General features: G+C 68.3%; 15 protein-coding genes. 5 read left to right on the forward strand and 10 right to left on the reverse strand.

Going from position 1 to position 15646, the window contains the following annotated elements; translation table 11 throughout:
- Positions 1-35: 35 nt before the first annotated feature.
- The 5 genes from ACE2AC_RS16755 to ACE2AC_RS16775 form a co-directional block, all read right to left on the reverse strand.
- Positions 36-1037 (reverse strand): endonuclease/exonuclease/phosphatase family protein, encoded by a 1002-nt coding sequence (locus ACE2AC_RS16755; protein ID WP_375688563.1) that lies wholly within the window; start codon positions 1035-1037, stop codon positions 36-38.
- On the reverse strand, positions 1034-2074 hold the full coding sequence (gene ugpC / locus ACE2AC_RS16760; protein WP_375688564.1) for a sn-glycerol-3-phosphate ABC transporter ATP-binding protein UgpC: 1041 nt from the start codon (positions 2072-2074) through the stop codon (positions 1034-1036). The genes ACE2AC_RS16755 and ugpC overlap by 4 nt, the downstream gene beginning before the upstream one ends.
- Before the next feature lie 11 nt (positions 2075-2085).
- Positions 2086-2994: an ABC transporter permease subunit gene (locus ACE2AC_RS16765; RefSeq protein WP_375688565.1), complete on the reverse strand. Its 909-nt coding sequence runs from the start codon at positions 2992-2994 to the stop codon at positions 2086-2088.
- Positions 2995-3003: 9 nt separating this feature from the next.
- Positions 3004-3885 (reverse strand): ABC transporter permease subunit, encoded by an 882-nt coding sequence (locus ACE2AC_RS16770; protein WP_375688566.1) that lies wholly within the window; start codon positions 3883-3885, stop codon positions 3004-3006.
- A 73-nt stretch (positions 3886-3958) separates the two neighbouring features.
- Complete coding sequence (locus ACE2AC_RS16775) at positions 3959-5257, reverse strand: extracellular solute-binding protein (RefSeq protein ID WP_375688567.1); 1299 nt, start codon at positions 5255-5257, stop codon at positions 3959-3961.
- A gap of 249 nt (positions 5258-5506) precedes the next feature.
- On the opposite strand from ACE2AC_RS16775, the gene ACE2AC_RS16780 reads away from it, so the two are divergent.
- Complete coding sequence (locus ACE2AC_RS16780) at positions 5507-6511, forward strand: LacI family DNA-binding transcriptional regulator (RefSeq protein ID WP_375688568.1); 1005 nt, start codon at positions 5507-5509, stop codon at positions 6509-6511.
- A 10-nt stretch (positions 6512-6521) separates the two neighbouring features.
- On the opposite strand, the gene ACE2AC_RS16785 is transcribed toward ACE2AC_RS16780, so the two are convergent.
- The 5 genes from ACE2AC_RS16785 to ACE2AC_RS16805 all read right to left on the reverse strand — a co-directional run bounded on the left by ACE2AC_RS16785 (position 6522) and on the right by ACE2AC_RS16805 (position 11043).
- Complete coding sequence (locus ACE2AC_RS16785) at positions 6522-7481, reverse strand: arginase family protein (protein ID WP_375688569.1); 960 nt, start codon at positions 7479-7481, stop codon at positions 6522-6524.
- A gap of 1 nt (position 7482) precedes the next feature.
- On the reverse strand, positions 7483-8643 hold the full coding sequence (locus ACE2AC_RS16790) for a M20 aminoacylase family protein (RefSeq protein WP_375688570.1): 1161 nt from the start codon (positions 8641-8643) through the stop codon (positions 7483-7485).
- Positions 8643-9434 (reverse strand): ABC transporter permease, encoded by a 792-nt coding sequence (locus ACE2AC_RS16795; protein ID WP_375692130.1) that lies wholly within the window; start codon positions 9432-9434, stop codon positions 8643-8645. Before ACE2AC_RS16795 ends, ACE2AC_RS16790 begins: the two co-directional genes overlap by 1 nt.
- Before the next feature lie 41 nt (positions 9435-9475).
- Positions 9476-10117 (reverse strand): ABC transporter permease, encoded by a 642-nt coding sequence (locus ACE2AC_RS16800; protein WP_375688571.1) that lies wholly within the window; start codon positions 10115-10117, stop codon positions 9476-9478.
- A gap of 152 nt (positions 10118-10269) precedes the next feature.
- Entirely contained in the window at positions 10270-11043 is a 774-nt protein-coding gene (locus ACE2AC_RS16805; RefSeq protein ID WP_375688572.1) for a transporter substrate-binding domain-containing protein, read from the reverse strand.
- A 348-nt stretch (positions 11044-11391) separates the two neighbouring features.
- On the opposite strand from ACE2AC_RS16805, the gene ACE2AC_RS16810 reads away from it, so the two are divergent.
- From ACE2AC_RS16810 to ACE2AC_RS16825, 4 genes are all read left to right on the forward strand, one after another.
- Positions 11392-12246, forward strand: a complete 855-nt coding sequence (locus tag ACE2AC_RS16810) for a dimethylarginine dimethylaminohydrolase family protein (RefSeq protein WP_375688573.1) — start codon at positions 11392-11394, stop codon at positions 12244-12246.
- On the forward strand, positions 12243-12866 hold the full coding sequence (locus tag ACE2AC_RS16815) for a TetR family transcriptional regulator C-terminal domain-containing protein (protein WP_375688574.1): 624 nt from the start codon (positions 12243-12245) through the stop codon (positions 12864-12866). The genes ACE2AC_RS16810 and ACE2AC_RS16815 overlap by 4 nt, the downstream gene beginning before the upstream one ends.
- A 170-nt stretch (positions 12867-13036) precedes the next feature.
- Positions 13037-14065 (forward strand): pyridoxal phosphate-dependent aminotransferase, encoded by a 1029-nt coding sequence (locus ACE2AC_RS16820; RefSeq protein ID WP_375688575.1) that lies wholly within the window; start codon positions 13037-13039, stop codon positions 14063-14065.
- Positions 14062-15645 carry a 5-guanidino-2-oxopentanoate decarboxylase gene (locus ACE2AC_RS16825; RefSeq protein ID WP_375688576.1) on the forward strand — a complete coding sequence of 528 codons (1584 nt, stop codon included), beginning with the start codon at positions 14062-14064 and terminating at the stop codon, positions 15643-15645. The genes ACE2AC_RS16820 and ACE2AC_RS16825 overlap by 4 nt, the downstream gene beginning before the upstream one ends.
- The last annotated feature ends 1 nt before the right edge of the window (position 15646 follow it).

Consider the following 15646-nt stretch of genomic DNA (forward strand, 5'->3'; position numbering starts at 1 on the left):
GCCCCGGCAGAACGGCGGTCACCGGCCGAGGCGCGTCAGCCGATCCTCGCCGCGCACCAGATCGCCTCGTGGTCGCTGAGCGGCGTGTCGTCCGCCGTGATCGCCGGGATCAGCGCGGTGTCGAGGCGGCTCAGCCCGCGGCCGCAGAACCAGTCGAGCTTCATCCGGCGGGCGGGATGCAGGGTGATCAGGCTGGGCCGCGTGGTCAGGCCCTCGGGCGTGAAGCCCCAGTCGTAGCCCCGGTCGCGGGCGTGGTCGAACAGCGTCTCGCGTCGCCAGTCGTAATCGGGCGGCATGTGGTTGCCGGTGTTCAGGTCGCCGCCGATCAGCATCGGCATGTCCGGGGCGAAGACATCCACCGCGTCCATCAGTCGGTCGAACTGCGCGGCGCGGTGCGCGGCGCGGGCGTTGCTTTCCAGGTGGGTCGACACCACGCAGACCGGCCCCGCCACCGTCGGCAGCACCGCCGCCAGCGCCATCCGCCCGCCGACGCGGGGCTGGTCCGGATCGGTCGCGACGCTGCCCTCGGCGAACCAGTGGCCATGGTCGTCGAGGCGTATCATCGTCACCCGCTCGAACGGGACGGCCGAAAGGATCGCGTTGCCGTGCCAGCCGAGGGCGTTGTGGTCGTCGTCGCAGAAATGCCGCTCGGTCGCGCCGCCCAGGCCCATCTCGTGGAATTCGACCCCGAAGGCGTAGACCATGCCGAGCGCCTGCGCCATTTCGGCGGTGGTGTGGCGCTGCCCGGTGCGGGCCATGCCGTGGTCGACCTCGGACAGCAGCACGACCTGCGGTGCGCGGGGGGCGATATGCGCGGCGCTTTCGGGCGGGAAAAGGCAGCGTTCCACGTTCCACGCCACGACCGACAGGCGGTCGGGCAGGATGTCGAGGCTGGCATCGCCGCCGATCTGCACCGCGTTCATCGCGGGCAGGTCCGCCAGCAGGTCGCGATGCGCCGCCTCGGTCCGAGGCGCGGAAAGGATGCGCGCGCGCTCCGCCGCGGTGACGGCGGGCAGGTCGGCGAGGGTGGCGATCACAGCCGCAGCCCCGTGTCCCGGTCAAAGAGCGATGCCGCCCCGGCCTTGACCGACAGCGTCAGTGGCCCGGTGGTGACGTCGGCGTCCTTGCCGACATGCACCGTCATCCGCTCCGCCCCGGCATGGCCGTGCAGCAGCCGGTTCGCGCCGAGTTCCTCGATGATGTCGACCTCAAGCGCCAGCGGACCGGCGGCGTCAGGCACCAGGTCCTCGGGGCGGATGCCAAGGGTCACGTCGCCGGTGGTGCCGTTGCAGGTGGCGATCGGCGTGCCGTTGAAATAGACCCGCCCGTCCGCGGCGCGGCCCGGCACCAGGTTCATCGGCGGTGCCCCCATGAACGAGGCGACGAAGGTCGAGGCCGGGGCATGGTAGACCTCGGCCGGGGTGCCGATCTGCTCGATCCGGCCGGCGTTCATCACGATGATCCGGTCGGCCATGGTCATTGCCTCGACCTGGTCGTGGGTCACGTAGATCGAGGTCACGCCAAGCCGCCGCTGCAGGGCCTTGATCTCGATCCGCATCTGGTTGCGCAGCTTGGCGTCGAGGTTCGACAGCGGCTCGTCGAAGAGGAAGAGCGCCGGGTCGCGCACGATGGCCCGGCCCATGGCGACCCGCTGGCGCTGGCCACCGGACAGCTGCGCGGGCTTGCGGTCGAGGTACTCCTCGAGGTTCAGCATCGCCGCCGCCTCGGCCACCTTGAGCGCGATCTCGTCCGCCGGGGTCTTCCGGTTCTTCAGCCCGTAGGCGATGTTCTTGCGCACCGTCATGTGCGGGTAGAGTGCGTAGTTCTGGAACACCATCGCGATGTCGCGGTCGGCGGGGTCAAGGTCGTTGACCTCGCGGTCGCCGATCCGAAGCACGCCCTCGGTGATCTCTTCCAGCCCCGCGACCATGCGCAGGAGCGTGGATTTCCCGCAGCCCGACGGCCCCACGAGCACGACGAATTCTCCGTCGTCGATGTGAAAGGACGAAGGCGTCAGCGCCTCGTGCCCGTTGGGATAGACCTTGCGGATGTTCTGGAGCGTGACCTGGGTCATGTGAGCAGTCCTTACTTGTCGGATTCCGTCAGGCCCTTCACGAACCAGCTCTGGAAGAAGATGACGACGAAGACCGGCGGGATGATGGCGATGATCGCCAGCAGGTTCGCGCGGCCGTACTCGGGGATGCGGTTGCCTTCCATCACCTGGGTGATCTGCTTGATCCCGCGGACGAGGGTGAACATGCCCTCCTCGGTGGTGATCATCGTGGGCCAGAGGTACTGGTTCCAGCCGTAGACGAACATGATGATGAACATCGCCGCGATCATGGTGCGCGACAGCGGGACGAGGATGTCGATGAAGAACTTCACTGGCCCCGCGCCGTCGATGCGGGCCGCCTCGACCAGCTCTTCGGGCACCGAGCGGAAGAACTGGCGGAAGAAGAACGTCGCCGTGGCCGAGGCGATGAGCGGGATGATCAGCCCCTGGTAGGTGTTCAGCATCCCCATCCGCTGCACCACCTCGTAGGACGGCAGGATGCGCACCTCGAGCGGCAGTAGCAGCGTGGTGAAGATCACCCAGAAGGCAAAGGTGGCAAAGGGCAGGCGGAAGTAGACGATGGCATAGGCCGCCATCATCCCGATCACGATCTTGCCGACGGCAAAGCCGATCCCGAGGATGAAGGAGTTCACCAGCATCGAGACGCCGGTGTTCTCGCCCGAGAACCCCGAAGCCTCGAACATCGCCTTGTGGAAGTTGCTGCCGAACTCGCCGCCGAGTTGCAGCGTCGGGCCGGTCTTGATCACCTCGATGTCGGGCATCGTGGTCATCTGCAGCACCATCAAGAGCGGCACCATCATGAACAGCGATCCCAGGATCAGGATCACGTGGTCCAGCACCGTCGCCCCGCGCAGCCGGCGGCGGCGCTTCGCGGGGGCGAGGGCGGCGGCGGCCATGGCGCCGGCGTTGGCTTCGGTCATGGTGTCACCTCAGGTGTAGTGGATGCGGCGTTCGACCAGCCGGAACTGAAATACCGTCAGCGCAAGGACCAGCAGCATCAGGATCACCGACTGGGCCGACGACCCGCCCAGGTCATTGCCGCGGAACCCGTCAACATAGACCTTGTAGACCAGCGTCATCGGGTTGTTGCCGGGTTCGCCCTTCACCAGCGTGTCGACCACGCCGAAGGTGTCGAAGAGTGCATAGGTGATGTTGATGATCAGCAGGAAGAACGCGGTCGGAGCGAGCAGCGGAAAGGTGACGTCCCAGAACCGGCCGGTGGCCGAGCGGTTGTCGATCAGCGCCGCCTCGCGCACCGTCTTGGGGATCGACTGGAGCCCGGAGAGAAAGAAGATGAAGTTCACCGGGACCTGTTTCCAGACCGAGACGAGCATCATCGCAAAGGCCGTGTCCCAGTAGTTCACGCCGAGCACGAAGTCATAGCCGAACCAGCCGAAGAGGCGGGTCAGCGGCCCCCAGCTCTGGTTGAACATGATCAGGCCGATGAAGCCCGCGACCGGCGGGGCGACGGCATAGACCCACATCAGCAGCGTGCGGTAGCTCTTGGCGCCGCGGATCACCTTGTCCGCCTTGACTGCCAGCAGCAGCGCAAGCGCGAGCGAAAAGAAGGTCACGACGGCGGTGAAGATCACGGTGAAGCGCGCGATGCGCATGTATTCCGAGCTCTGGAACAGCCCGACGTAGTTCTCAAGCCCGACGAAGGTCGATCCAAAGCCGAACGGGTCCTGCAGGAAGAACGAGGATTGCACCGCGTGGCCGGCGGGCCAGTAAAAGAAGATCACGATGATCGAGAGCTGCGGCAGAAGCAGCAGGATCGGCAGCCATCGGGTGGTAAAGCCAGCGCGTTTCACCTGTCATCCCCTGTGGTCGAAAGGGGGAACGGCCACGGGTCCCCGCGGCCGTTCCGGTCAGCATGGTCGAGCGTCAGCTCTGGGTCTTGGCAAAGCGGGCCAGCAGGTCGTTGGCCTCTTTCTCGATCGTGGCAAAGGCGTCGTCGACCGAGGTCTCGCCGGTCAGGATGCGGCCGTATTCACGGTTCATCACGTCGCGGATCTGCACGTAGAAGCCCATCCGGTAGCCTTTGGTGTTCTCGCCGGACGGCAGCGACAGCTGCTGGATGCCGACCTCGGCCGCCGGATTGCGGTCGTAGTGGCCGTCGGCCTTGGCCATTTCATAGGCGGCTTCGGTGATCGGAACGTAACCGGTTTCCTTGTGCCAGTAGTACTGGGTCTCCGGCGCGGTCAGGAATTCGAAGAAGGCGGCGGTGGCCGCGTTCTCTTCCTGCTCGTGGCCGGCCATCGCGAAAAGCGATGCGCCGCCGATGAAGGTCTGCTTGGGCTCGGTGGTCACCGCTTCCCAGTAGGGCAGGAAGCCCGCGGACCATTCGAACGGCAGGTTCTTGGCGGCGAGGCCGCCGAACGAACCCGAGGAGCCCAGCCAGATTGCGACCTTGCCCTCTTCGAACGGGGTCTGGTTGTCGCCCCAGCCGGTGCCGTACCAGCCGAAGTAGCCTTCGTCGGCCCATTCCTTCAGCGCCTTGAAGTGGTTTTTCAGCGGGTCGACGTTGACGAGGATCTGGGTGTCCATGCCGTCGTAGCCGTTGTTGTTCGTGGCGAACGGCAGGTCGTGGCGCGACATGAAGTTCTCGGTGAAGATCCAGGGCGTGTGGGATTCCGACATCGCGATGTAGCCGGCTTCCTTCAGCGCCGGGGCGGTCACGGTCTGGAACTCTTCCCAGGTCTTCGGCGCCTCGACGCCGGCTTCCTTCAGCGCGTCGACGTTGAAGTACATGATCGGCGAGGAGGAGTTGAACGGCATGCCGATCATCTTGCCGTCGCTGTCGGCGTAGAAGTAGCGCACGCCCGAGATGTAGTCCTCGATGTCGAACTCGGCGCCGGCCTCGGTCAGCAGGTCCTGCACCGGGACGGTCGCGCCCTTGGCGGCGATGACGGTGGCCGCGCCCGCGTCGAACACCTGCAGGATGTTCGGCTGCTCGCCCGCGCGGAAGGCGGCGATGCCCGCGGTCAGGGCTTCCTCGTAGGTGCCCTTGAAGACCGGGGTGATCTTGTACTCGTCCTGGCTGGCGTTGAAGTCGGTCGCGATCTGGTTGACGGTCTCGCCGAGTTCGCCACCCATGGCGTGCCACCAGGTGATTTCGGTTTCGGCATAAGCGGCGGTCGACAGCAGCGCGGCGGTCACCGTGGCAAAGGTGAGGCGTGTCATTCTTGATACTCCGGTCACGAATGGCCCTTAGGGCATGAACTTGTGGCCCCACACGTGGTGCGGAACCGGTTTCGAATACGGGTTCCGAGTGTCCCCCCGGAGTGCAGTCCTTTGAAAACTTTCAGGTTTGTTGGCCCGGTTCGGTCTTGCGCGGAATCTGCACACGTGTTCACATAGCGAATGAATGTAACCCGCCGATGACGCGCGCATTGCGGTTTGACGAAGGTTCACGGGGCAGGAGGGGGCGCGATGACCGACACGATCATGCAGCGGCGGCGGCGGGTGACGGCGGCGGACGTGGCACGGGCGGCGGGTGTGTCACGGTCCGCCGTGTCGCGGGCCTTTACCGAGGGCGCCTATCTCGATGCCGAGAAGCGGCGCGTGATCCTCGCCGCGGCGGCCGAGCTCGGCTACCGTCCGAACGCGCTGGCCGCCGGGCTGCAGGGGGCACAGTCGAACCTGGTCGCGATCTTCGTCGGTGAGATGCTGAACGACTATGACAAGGAGGTTGCAGCCGCCCTGATCGCCGGGCTGAACGCCGCCGGCAAGTGGCCCATCGTCATCGGCGGCAGCGGCGATGTCGCCCGCGAGGCGGTGCTGAACGTCCTGCGCTACCCGGTCGAGGCGATGATCCTGCGCTCGGGCAGCCTGGGCGCGGATATCGTCGAGGCCTGCGGCAAGCTGTCGATCCCGGTGATCTCGTCAGGCCGCACGCTCGACGCGCCGCTGGTCGACAACGTCTGCTGCCGCAACGCCGAGGGGATGATGCTGGGCACGCGCCTGCTGCTGGACCGCGGCCGCCGGCGCTTTGCCTTCATCGGCGGGCCCGAGCGGTTCTGGTCCAGCCCGCAGCGCCGCGACGGCGTACTCAGGGCGCTGGCCGGGCAGGGCCTGTCACCGGTCGGCGAGGCGGTCGGTAACTACACGGTGCAGGGCGGGCACGACGCCGCGGTGCGCCTGCTGGACGGGGCGGCGTTCGACGCGCTGGTCTGCGCCAACGACGCGATGGCGGTCGGCGCGCTCGGCGCGCTGCGTGAGGCGGGGGCAGACGTGCCGGCCGAGGTGTCGGTTCTGGGCTTCGACGACATCGGCATGGCGGGCTGGCCGGGGCTGAACCTGACCACCCTGCGCAACCCGATCGACGGGCTGGTCGCCACGGTGATCGACCTGCTGACCAGCCGGGCCGCCAAGCCTGACCGCCCCGACGAAACCCGCTGGCTGGACGCCGAACTGGTGCTGCGCGGGACGCACTGAGGGCGCGCGCTCAGCCCGTTTGCCGCGCGACGATGCCCATCGAGGTCATGATCAGCCGGGCAAAGGTCAGCGCACCGATCCCGTCCACGTCGCGGTCGGGCATGAACTCGACGAAATCCATCGCCCGGATGCGCGCATGCGCGGCGACGCCGGCGATGATCTCGCACACCTGGTAATAGCTCAGCCCGCCGGGCGCTCGTCCGATCACGCCGGGGATCGCCGCGGGGTCGAAGGCGTCGGCGTCGATACAGATCACCACGTCGGCCCCGTCCGGGATCATCGCGGCGATGGCGTTCGGTCCCAGCCGGTGCGCCTCGGCCCCGGGAACGAAGGTGACGCCCCAGGCGACGGCATCCTCGAAATCCGTGGTCGCGGCCGAGCCGATGCCGCGGGCGCCGACCTGCACGATGCGGTCGACCTGCGACATCTCGGACGCCCGGCGCATGGTTGACGAAAGGCCCATGTCCTCGCCCATGTGGTCCTGGCGCCAGTCGATATGCGCGTCGATCTGGAGGATGGTCAGCCTGCGCCCCTCGGCGGCGGCCTGTGCATTCACCGCCTCGAGCATCGGGATCGGCACGGAATCGTCGCCGCCTATCACCAGCGGCACCGCGCCCCGGTCGAGAAGGGTGGCCACGGCCTGCCGGATCGCCGCGCGGTTGGTGTCGCTGTCCTCTGACACCGGGAGGTCGCCGCAATCCACCGCCCGCAGGTCTGCCCGCGGAAAGAGCGGGCCGCCCATGTCGAAATCGTGCCGGTCGATGTTGGCGGTGAAGGGCAACGTCGCCGCGCGCAGGGCGGCGGGCGCCCCGGCGCAGTAGTTCCCGACGCTGGCATAGGGTGTCCCCGCGGGCGCACCGATCAGGGCCATCGGGGCCGTCACATCCGCGACCGCGCAGGCGGCAAGGCCGAGGAAGGTATCGGCATGGCTGGCGCCGAATAGCGCGCCGAGGTCGGGTTTGCCGCCCATCTCAGTTCGCCGGCAGGTAGCTTTCCACCAGCTCGGTCCAGAAGGCCGCGCCGATGGGAAGCAGGTCGTCGTTGAAGTCGTAGCCCGGGTGGTGCAGCGCCTTGTCCTCGGGCCCGCTGCGGGCGCCGAGGAAGAAGTAGGTGCCCGGCACCTTTTCGAGGAAGTAGGAGAAATCCTCGCTCCCCATGAAGGGCCGGTCTAGGTCGACGACGTTCTCGGCCCCGGCGAACCCGGTCGCAAGCTTGCGGACATAGTCGGTCTCGGCCGTGTGGTTCACGGTCGGGGGATAGCTGCGTTCGTACTCGATCTCGGCCACCGCGCCATAGCTCTTCGCCTGGAACTCGGCCACCTCGCGGATGCGCTGTTCCAGCTGATCGCGGATGTCCGGGTCGAAAGAGCGGATGCCGATCGTCAGCTCGACCGTTTCCGGGATAACGTTCGAGGCCGAGCCGCCGTGGATCGCGCCGATGGTGATGACGGACGGGTCCTGCGCCGAGATGTTCCGCGACACGATGCTTTGCAGCGCCAGCACGATCGAGGAGGCGGCGACCACCGGGTCGACCGTGTCCTCGGGGTGGGCGCCGTGGCCGCCGACGCCGCGCACCACGATCCTGGCCTCGTCCACCGCCGCCATGATCGGGCCGTCGCGCAGCGCGAACTGGCCGAAAGGCAGGAGCGGCTCGTTGTGCAGGCCAAAGACCGCGTCGCAGGGGAAGCGCTCGAAAAGGCCGTCCTCCATCATCAGGCGCGCGCCGCCGAAGTTCTCCTCGGCCGGCTGGAAGATCAGGTGGACGGTGCCGTCGAAATTCCTGCGCTCGGCGATGGACCGCGCCGCGCCGAGGAGCATGGTCGTGTGCCCGTCATGGCCGCAGGCGTGCATGTTGCCGGGGATCTTCGAGGCATAGGGCTTGCCGGTTTCCTCGTGGATCGGCAGGGCGTCGAAATCGGCGCGGATGCCGATGGACTTGCCGCCGTTGCCGCTTTTCAGGGTCGCCACCACGCCGGTCTTGCCCAGCCCGCGCGTGACCTCGTAGCCAAGCGCGGTCAGCTTCTCGGCCACGTAGTCCGAGGTCCAGACCTCCTCGAGCCCCAGTTCGGGATGCTCGTGCAGCTCGCGCCGGATCTGCACCAGCTCTTCGGTGTCGTTGCGGGGGGTCGTCATCAGGTGCCTCGTCCGGGAATGCGGGTTTCGAAGTAACGGAAGGCCGTCGTCAGGATCCCCGTCAAGCAGAGATAGAAGAAGGCCAAGAACAGCAGCGGTTCATAGGTCAGATAGGTGTCCTGCCGGACCTTGGAAATGACCGCGTAGAGGTCGAAGACCGTGATCGTGGCGACCAGCGGCGTGGATTTCAGTTGCAGCACCGACTCGCCCGCCAAGGTCGGCAGGGCGCGCTGCACGGCACGCGGCAGCCAGACCCGGCGCAGGCGCTGCCAGCGGGACATGCCTAAGGCGTCGGCGGCCTCGAGCTCTCCCTTCGGGACGCCGGCAAAGGCGCCGCGCATGACCTCGCCCTCGTAACCGGCGAAGGAGAAGGTGAGCGCGGCAACGCCGTAGGGCCATGCCTCGCGCAGGTAGGGCCACATCCAGCTTTGCCGGATGCCCGGGATCGCCGGGAAGAGCGATCCGAGGCCGTAGTAGAGCAGCCACAGCTGCAGCAGCAGCGGCGTGCCCCGGATGATGGTGCAGAACGCGCGGGCGGGGGCGGCCAGCCAGACGGGGCCGGTGACCTGCACCAGCCCGATCGGCACGGCCAGCGCGAAGCCCAGCAGGCAGGTCGAGACCAACAGCATGATCGTGACGCCCAGCCCCTCGATCAGCTTGGGCATGTAGTCGGGCAGCCAGGCCCAATCCAGCGTCAGGATCATCCAGAGGACGAGCGCGCCGAAGAGCGCCAGCATGACGATCCGGTGTGGCTGGATCCAGCCGGTGAAGCGCGGCGCGGGCGGTACCATCGCGCGGGTTTCGGTTTCAAGCTCCTGCAGGTTCTCGGCCATCAGCGCACCAGCCCGCGCCGCGCGCGGCGTTCGACGAGGTGGATCCCGTAAGTCGAGACCAGCGTGACGGCGAGGTAGAGCAGGCCCGCCGCGCTGAAGAAGAGGAAATACTCCTTGGTCACGCCCGCCGCCTGCCGGGTGGCCAGCGTCAGCTCGGTGAAGCCCACGACCGCCAGCAGGGCGGTGTCCTTGGTGGCGATCAGCCAGAGGTTGGCCAGCCCCGGCAGCGCGTGCGGCAGCATCGCGGGCAGGGTGATCCGGCGCATGGTCTGCCGGCCGGTGAAGCCGTAGGCGCGGGCGGCGTCGAAATGCCCGCGCGGTACGGCGAGGATCGCGCCGCGCAGCACCTCGGTCGTGTAGCCGCCCTGCACGATGCCGATCACGACGATCCCGGCGACCATGCCGTTGATGTCGACCGGCCCGGCGTCGAAGAGGCGCAGCAGCTGGTTCACCGCATCGGTGCCGGCGTAGAACAGCAGCACGATCAGCACGAGTTCCGGCACCGCCCGGATCAGCGTGGTGTAAACGGTCGCGAGGTCCCTGAGGACCGGTCCGCCGTAAAGCTTGGCCGAGGCGCCGAGGATGCCGATCACCAGCCCGACGAGGTAGCCGCCGACCGCGACCTGAAGCGAGGTCAGCAATCCGCGAAGCAGCACGCCCCCCAACCGGGGGGCGACAGGGCGAGCAGTTCCCATGGGGTCATGGCGATCTTCTATTCCGGGCGTCTGGGGGTGTCCGCGCTGTCGTCGCGGCAGGGGTGGGCGGCCCCTGCGGGGCCGCCCGGAAAACGGGCTCAGCCGCCATAGATGTCGAAGCTGAAGTACTTCTTCGAGATCTCGTCATAGGTGCCGTCGGCGCGGACCTGCGCGATCGCGGCGTTCAGTTTCTCCTCCAGAGCGTCGTCTTCCTTGCGCAGGCCGATGCCGACGCCGGGGCCGAGGATTTCGACATCCGGCTCGACATCGCCGGCCATCTCGCAGCAGGCCTTGCCCTCGTCGCTGTCGAGGAACGCCTGCAGGGCAAGCGAGTCGGCCTGCACCGCATCGACGCGGCCGGCATAGAGGTCCTGGTTCGCCTCGTCCTGAGTCTGGTAGAGCTTGATCTCGGCATCCGGGAAATGCTTCTCGGCATAGTTCTCGTGGATGGTCGAACCCTGGATGCCCAGCGTCTTGCCGGCGAGGCTCTCGTTGGTCGGTTCGATTCCCGACCCCTGCTCGGCGATGACCGAGGTCGGGGTGTTGTAGTACTTGTCCGAGAAGTCGATGACCTGCTTGCGCTCTTCGGTGATCGACATCGAGCCGACGATCATGTCGATCTTGCCCGAAGTCAGCGCCGGGATGATGCCGTCCCAAGCCACCGGGGTGACGACGCATTCAAGCTCGGCCGCCTCGCAGAAGGCCATCGCCATCTCGATCTCCCAGCCGGTCCAGTTGCCTGCCGCGTCGGGGACGGTGAAGGGCGGGTAGGGCTCGGCCGCGATGCCCAGCTTGACGGTCTCGGCCGCGGTGGCGGCGGTGCCGATGGCGGTCATCGCCGCGCCGGCGAGCAGCAGGGTGCGAAGGGTCATGGAGTGTCCTCTCTGTGGTCTTTGATTGGGGCCGTCGGGCCCATTGGGAAAAGGGTCACGCGCTGCCCCGGTCGGAAACCGCGGCGGCGTGTACAGGGGCGAAACCGGGAGATGTCCGGGACCGGGAGCGGCGGGTCGAACGCGGCGCGGCAGAGGCCGCGCGGGGGATCGGCATCGATGCTCGACGGGTCAAGACAGGTCCTTCGGATCGTTTCGCAGGCGTCCCGCAGTGAATGTCGGGGACGGAGCGAGTCAAACACTTGCCGCCCTGTTATGCAACCGTATAACAATTCCGGGAATCACGGGACCTATCGGAAAGGCAGTCAAATGACGTTCGGTGCACAAGTTATGGCCACTCCCATCGAGCGCGTCGTCATGCGACGTCCGGGACCGAGCCTGCGGGCCGCGAATGCGGGCGAATGGCACTACGGCCCGACCTTCGACGCCGAGAAGGCGATCGCGCAGTACGATCGATTCGCGGACCTGGTGGCGGCCTCGGGGGCCGAGATCCTGTGGTACGAGGACGGCGGCGACGGCCTCGCGGATGCGATGTTCACCCATGATCCGTCGCTGATGACCGATCACGGCGCGATCCTGCTGAACATGGGCAAGCCGCTGCGCCGGGCCGAGGTGGACGGCCACGCGGCGGTCTACCAGGCGGCGGGCATCCCGGTTCTGGGCCGGATCACCGCGCCGGGCCAGATCGAGGGCGGCGACTGTGTCTGGCTCGACGCCGAAACGCTGGTCGTCGGGCGCGGCGTCCGGTCGAACGAGGCGGGGATCGAGCAGTTGCGCGCCATGCTGAACCCGCACGGCATCGAGGTGCTGGGCTTCGATCTGCCGCTCTGGCAGGGCGAAGAGGCCTGCCTGCACCTGATGTCGGTGATCTCTCCGCTCGACGACAAGCTGGCGCTGGTCCATGCCCCGCTGCTGCCCGCGCCGTTCTACCAGCTGCTTAAGGCTCGGGGATACGAACTGATCGTGGCCCCGGACGCGGAATTCGCCGCGTCGAACGGTCTGAACCTCAACGTCCTGCCGGTGAAGCCCCGCGACCTGATCATGATCGACGGCTTTCCCGAGACCAGGGCGCTGATGGAATCCGCCGGCTGCAAGGTCACCACCTTCGAGGCCGACGCGCTCTGCATCGCCTGCGAGGGCGGGCCAACCTGCCTGACCCGGCCGATCCTGCGGCGGGCGGCGTGAGCCGCAAGGCGTTCTCAAGGGAACCTGAATCCCGCCGCGCGGCCCTGATCGAGGCAACCCTCGACGCGGTGGCCGCGCGCGGTCTGCAGGGCGCCACCGTGCGCGACATCGCGGAGCGGGCCGGTGTGACCAACGGCCTGATCCGCCACTACTTTTCCGGCAAGGAAGAGATGATCCAGGCGGCCTACCGCCACACCATGACGACCATGACCGACGCCACCCGCGCGGCGATCACCGACGAGGGGCGCAGCCCCGGGGCGCGGTTGCGCGCGTTCATCCAAGCCAACCTCACCCCGCCGGTGGTCGATCCGCGCACCCTGTCACTTTGGGCCTCGTTCATCTCGACCATCCACGCTGACCCGGCCATGGCGGCGATCCACCGCGAGGCCTACCTCGATTTCCGCCACACGCTCGAGGCGCTGATCCGCGAGGTCTGCGCCGCCGAGGGTCGCACGCTCGACCCGGCGGTGAGCGAGGGCTTCGCCATCGCGATCAACGGCGTGCTCGACGGCCTCTGGGTCGAGGGCTGCCTGGCCGGTGACCTGTTCGACCCCGATCAGCTGATCGAGGCCGCCACACGCTCGGTCGAGGCGATCCTCGACCTGACCCTGAACGACTAGAAAGGGCTGACCATGCACTACGCGACGATTTCCGACCGGCTCTCGGGGCTGGGCTCCGACAAGTGGACGGTCCACATCAAGGCCCGCGCGATGAAGGCCGCCGGCCGGGACGTGCTCGAACTGACCATCGGCGAACCCGATTTCCCGCCTGCCCCGCCCTGGGCGAGGCGATGTTGCGCGCGGTGCAGGCCGGGCGCACCGGCTATTCCAGCGGGCGGGGCGAGCCCAAGCTGCTCAAGGCGCTGTCCGACCGCTACACCGCGCGCAGCGGCCGGCCGATCGGCACCGACCAGTTCGCCTGCTTCCCCGGAACGCAGACCGCGCTCTTCACCTCGATGCTGACGCTGGCCGAGGCGGGCGATGGCGTGATCGTACCCGACCCGCTCTATGCCTCGTACGAAGGCGTGGTACGCGCGACCGGGGCCGAGATGCAGACCGTGAAGCTGCGGCCCGAGACCGGGTTCCACCTGCGCGCCGAGGATCTTGAAGCCGCGATCCGGCCGAACAGCCGTGTGCTGCTCCTGAACGCGCCGCACAATCCGACGGGCGCGGTCCTGTCGGCCGAGGAGATCGCGGCGATCGGCGCGGTATGCCGAAAACACGACCTCTGGATCATCAGCGACGAGGTCTACGAAGAACTGATCTTTGACGGTGTGCCCTTTGCCTCGCCGCTGGACGACCCGGACCTGGCCGAGCGCGTGGTCTGCGTCTCTTCGATCTCGAAATCCCATGCCGCACCGGGCTTCCGGTCGGGCTGGGCGGTCGGGTCGCCCGAGTTCATCAACCGGTTGCTGCCGGTGGCCGAGACGATGCTGTTCGGCAACCAGCCCTTCATCGCCGACATGACCGCCGAGGCGATCGAGGCCGGCAGCGCGGTCGCGGGCCGCATGCGCGAGGCCTACAAGCGCCGGGCCGACCAGCTGGCCGCCGCCCTGCGCGAGGTCAACACCCTCAGCTGCTTCATGCCCGAGGCGGGGATGTTCATGCTGATCGACGTGCGCGCGACGGGGCTGGACGGGGAGGCCTTTGCCCTGCGCCTGCTCGAGGAACGCGGCGTGGCGGTGATGCCCGGTGCATCCTTCGGGGACGAGGCACGGGGCTTCATCCGGGTCAGCCTGACCGTGCCCGACGAGCGCATCGCCGAGGCCGCGGCCCGGATCGCCGAATTTGCCCGCGCGCAGGAAGGACAGCCGGCATGACCGATACCCGGCCCACCGTCGGCGAGGCGCTGATCACCCTGCTGGAACGTCACGGCGTCGACACCGTCTTCGGCATTCCCGGCGTGCACACCGCCGAGCTCTACCGCGGGCTTGCCGCGTCGCCCATCAGGCACGTCACGCCGCGCCACGAGCAGGGCGCGGGGTTCATGGCCGACGGCTATGCCCGCGTGACCGGCCGGCCGGGGGTGGCGTTCGTCATCACCGGGCCCGGGCTGACCAACACGATCACGGCGATGGCGCAGGCGCGGGAGGACTCGATCCCGATGCTGGTGATTTCGGGCGTGAACGCGCGGGCAACGCTGGGGCGGGGGCAGGGCTGCCTGCACGAACTGCCGGACCAGGCTGGCATGATGCGGACCTTCGCCAAGGACAGCATCACGCTGATGGATGGCGCGGACCTGCCTGCCGCCATCGACCGGGCCTTTGTCGGGCTGGCGACCGGGCGGCCGGGCCCGGTGCACCTTGAGATCCCGACCGACGTTATGACCCAGCGGATCGACCTGCCCGACGCGCCGGTCGCGGCGTTGCCGGTTGTGCAGGCGGGGGCCGGGGACATGGCCGCCGCGCGCGCCATGCTCGGCAAAGCCCGGGCGCCCGTGATCCTGGCCGGGGGCGGCGCGGTGCGGGCCGGGGCGGAACTGACCGCGCTGGCCGAGGCGCTGGACGCCCCGGTGGTGCTGACCGCCAACGCGCGCGGGCTGCTGCACGACCATCCGCTTGCCGTGCCCGCCAGCCCCAGCCGCGCCGAGGTCCGGCGGTTGATCGCGACGGCGGACGTGGTGCTGGCCGTCGGCACGCAGTTCGGCCCGACGGATTACGACATCGACGTGGACGGCGGCTTTCCCGACTTGCCGGCCCTGATCCGGATCGAGCGCGACGCAGTCCAGATGGCCCGCGGCCCACGCCCGGCCGTGGCGCTGCTGTCGGGCGCGGCCGAGGCACTGGCGGCCCTTGCCGAGGGGGTGGCGCCTGCTGCCAGCGGCGGGGCAGGGCGCGCGGCGGACACGCGCGCGGCCGCCTGGGCCGGGCTGTCCGACAAGGTGCGCGAAGAGGTCGGCATCCTGAACGTCCTGCGCGACGCCATCCCCGGCGTGCGGTTCGTGGGGGATTCCACGCAGCTGGTCTATGCCGGCAACTACTACTGCGAACCCGGTGCGCCGGGGCTCTGGTTCAACTCTGCCACCGGATACGGCGCGCTTGGCTACGGCCCCGCGGCGGCGGTCGGTGCGGCGCTCGGCGCGCCCGGGCCGGTGGTCTGCCTGACCGGTGACGGCGGGCTGCAGTTCTCGCTCGCCGAGCTGGGCACGGCGCGGGACGAGGGACTGCCGATCCTGTTCCTGGTCTGGAACAACCACGGCTACCGCGAGATCGAGACATACATGCGCGCCGCCGGGATCGCGCCCGAGGGCGTCACCCCCAGCCCGCCGGACTTCCGCCTGCAGGCCGAGGCCTACGGCCTGCGCTACCTGCGCGCGGACGATGCCGCCGCGCTGGATGCGACCGTGCGCGGGATGGGGCCGCTCAAAGGGCCCGTGCTGCTGGAGATGCGGCGCCCCTGAC

It is taken from the genome of Pseudooceanicola sp. LIPI14-2-Ac024 (genome assembly GCF_042188925.1).
Classification (GTDB): domain Bacteria; phylum Pseudomonadota; class Alphaproteobacteria; order Rhodobacterales; family Rhodobacteraceae; genus Pseudooceanicola.

Coding starts and splice junctions, on each gene's coding strand:
- ACE2AC_RS16825 (WP_375688576.1), top strand. CDS start 14,062: ATGACCGATACCCGGCCCACCGTCGGCGAGGCGCTGATCACCCTGCTG.
- ACE2AC_RS16765 (WP_375688565.1), bottom strand. CDS start 2,994: ATGACCGAAGCCAACGCCGGCGCCATGGCCGCCGCCGCCCTCGCCCCC.
- ACE2AC_RS16775 (WP_375688567.1), bottom strand. CDS start 5,257: ATGACACGCCTCACCTTTGCCACGGTGACCGCCGCGCTGCTGTCGACC.
- ACE2AC_RS16820 (WP_375688575.1), top strand. CDS start 13,037: ATGTTGCGCGCGGTGCAGGCCGGGCGCACCGGCTATTCCAGCGGGCGG.
- ACE2AC_RS16805 (WP_375688572.1), bottom strand. CDS start 11,043: ATGACCCTTCGCACCCTGCTGCTCGCCGGCGCGGCGATGACCGCCATC.
- ACE2AC_RS16785 (WP_375688569.1), bottom strand. CDS start 7,481: ATGGGCGGCAAACCCGACCTCGGCGCGCTATTCGGCGCCAGCCATGCC.
- ACE2AC_RS16795 (WP_375692130.1), bottom strand. CDS start 9,434: ATGGTACCGCCCGCGCCGCGCTTCACCGGCTGGATCCAGCCACACCGG.
- ugpC (WP_375688564.1), bottom strand. CDS start 2,074: ATGACCCAGGTCACGCTCCAGAACATCCGCAAGGTCTATCCCAACGGG.
- ACE2AC_RS16810 (WP_375688573.1), top strand. CDS start 11,392: ATGGCCACTCCCATCGAGCGCGTCGTCATGCGACGTCCGGGACCGAGC.
- ACE2AC_RS16790 (WP_375688570.1), bottom strand. CDS start 8,643: ATGACGACCCCCCGCAACGACACCGAAGAGCTGGTGCAGATCCGGCGC.
- ACE2AC_RS16780 (WP_375688568.1), top strand. CDS start 5,507: ATGACCGACACGATCATGCAGCGGCGGCGGCGGGTGACGGCGGCGGAC.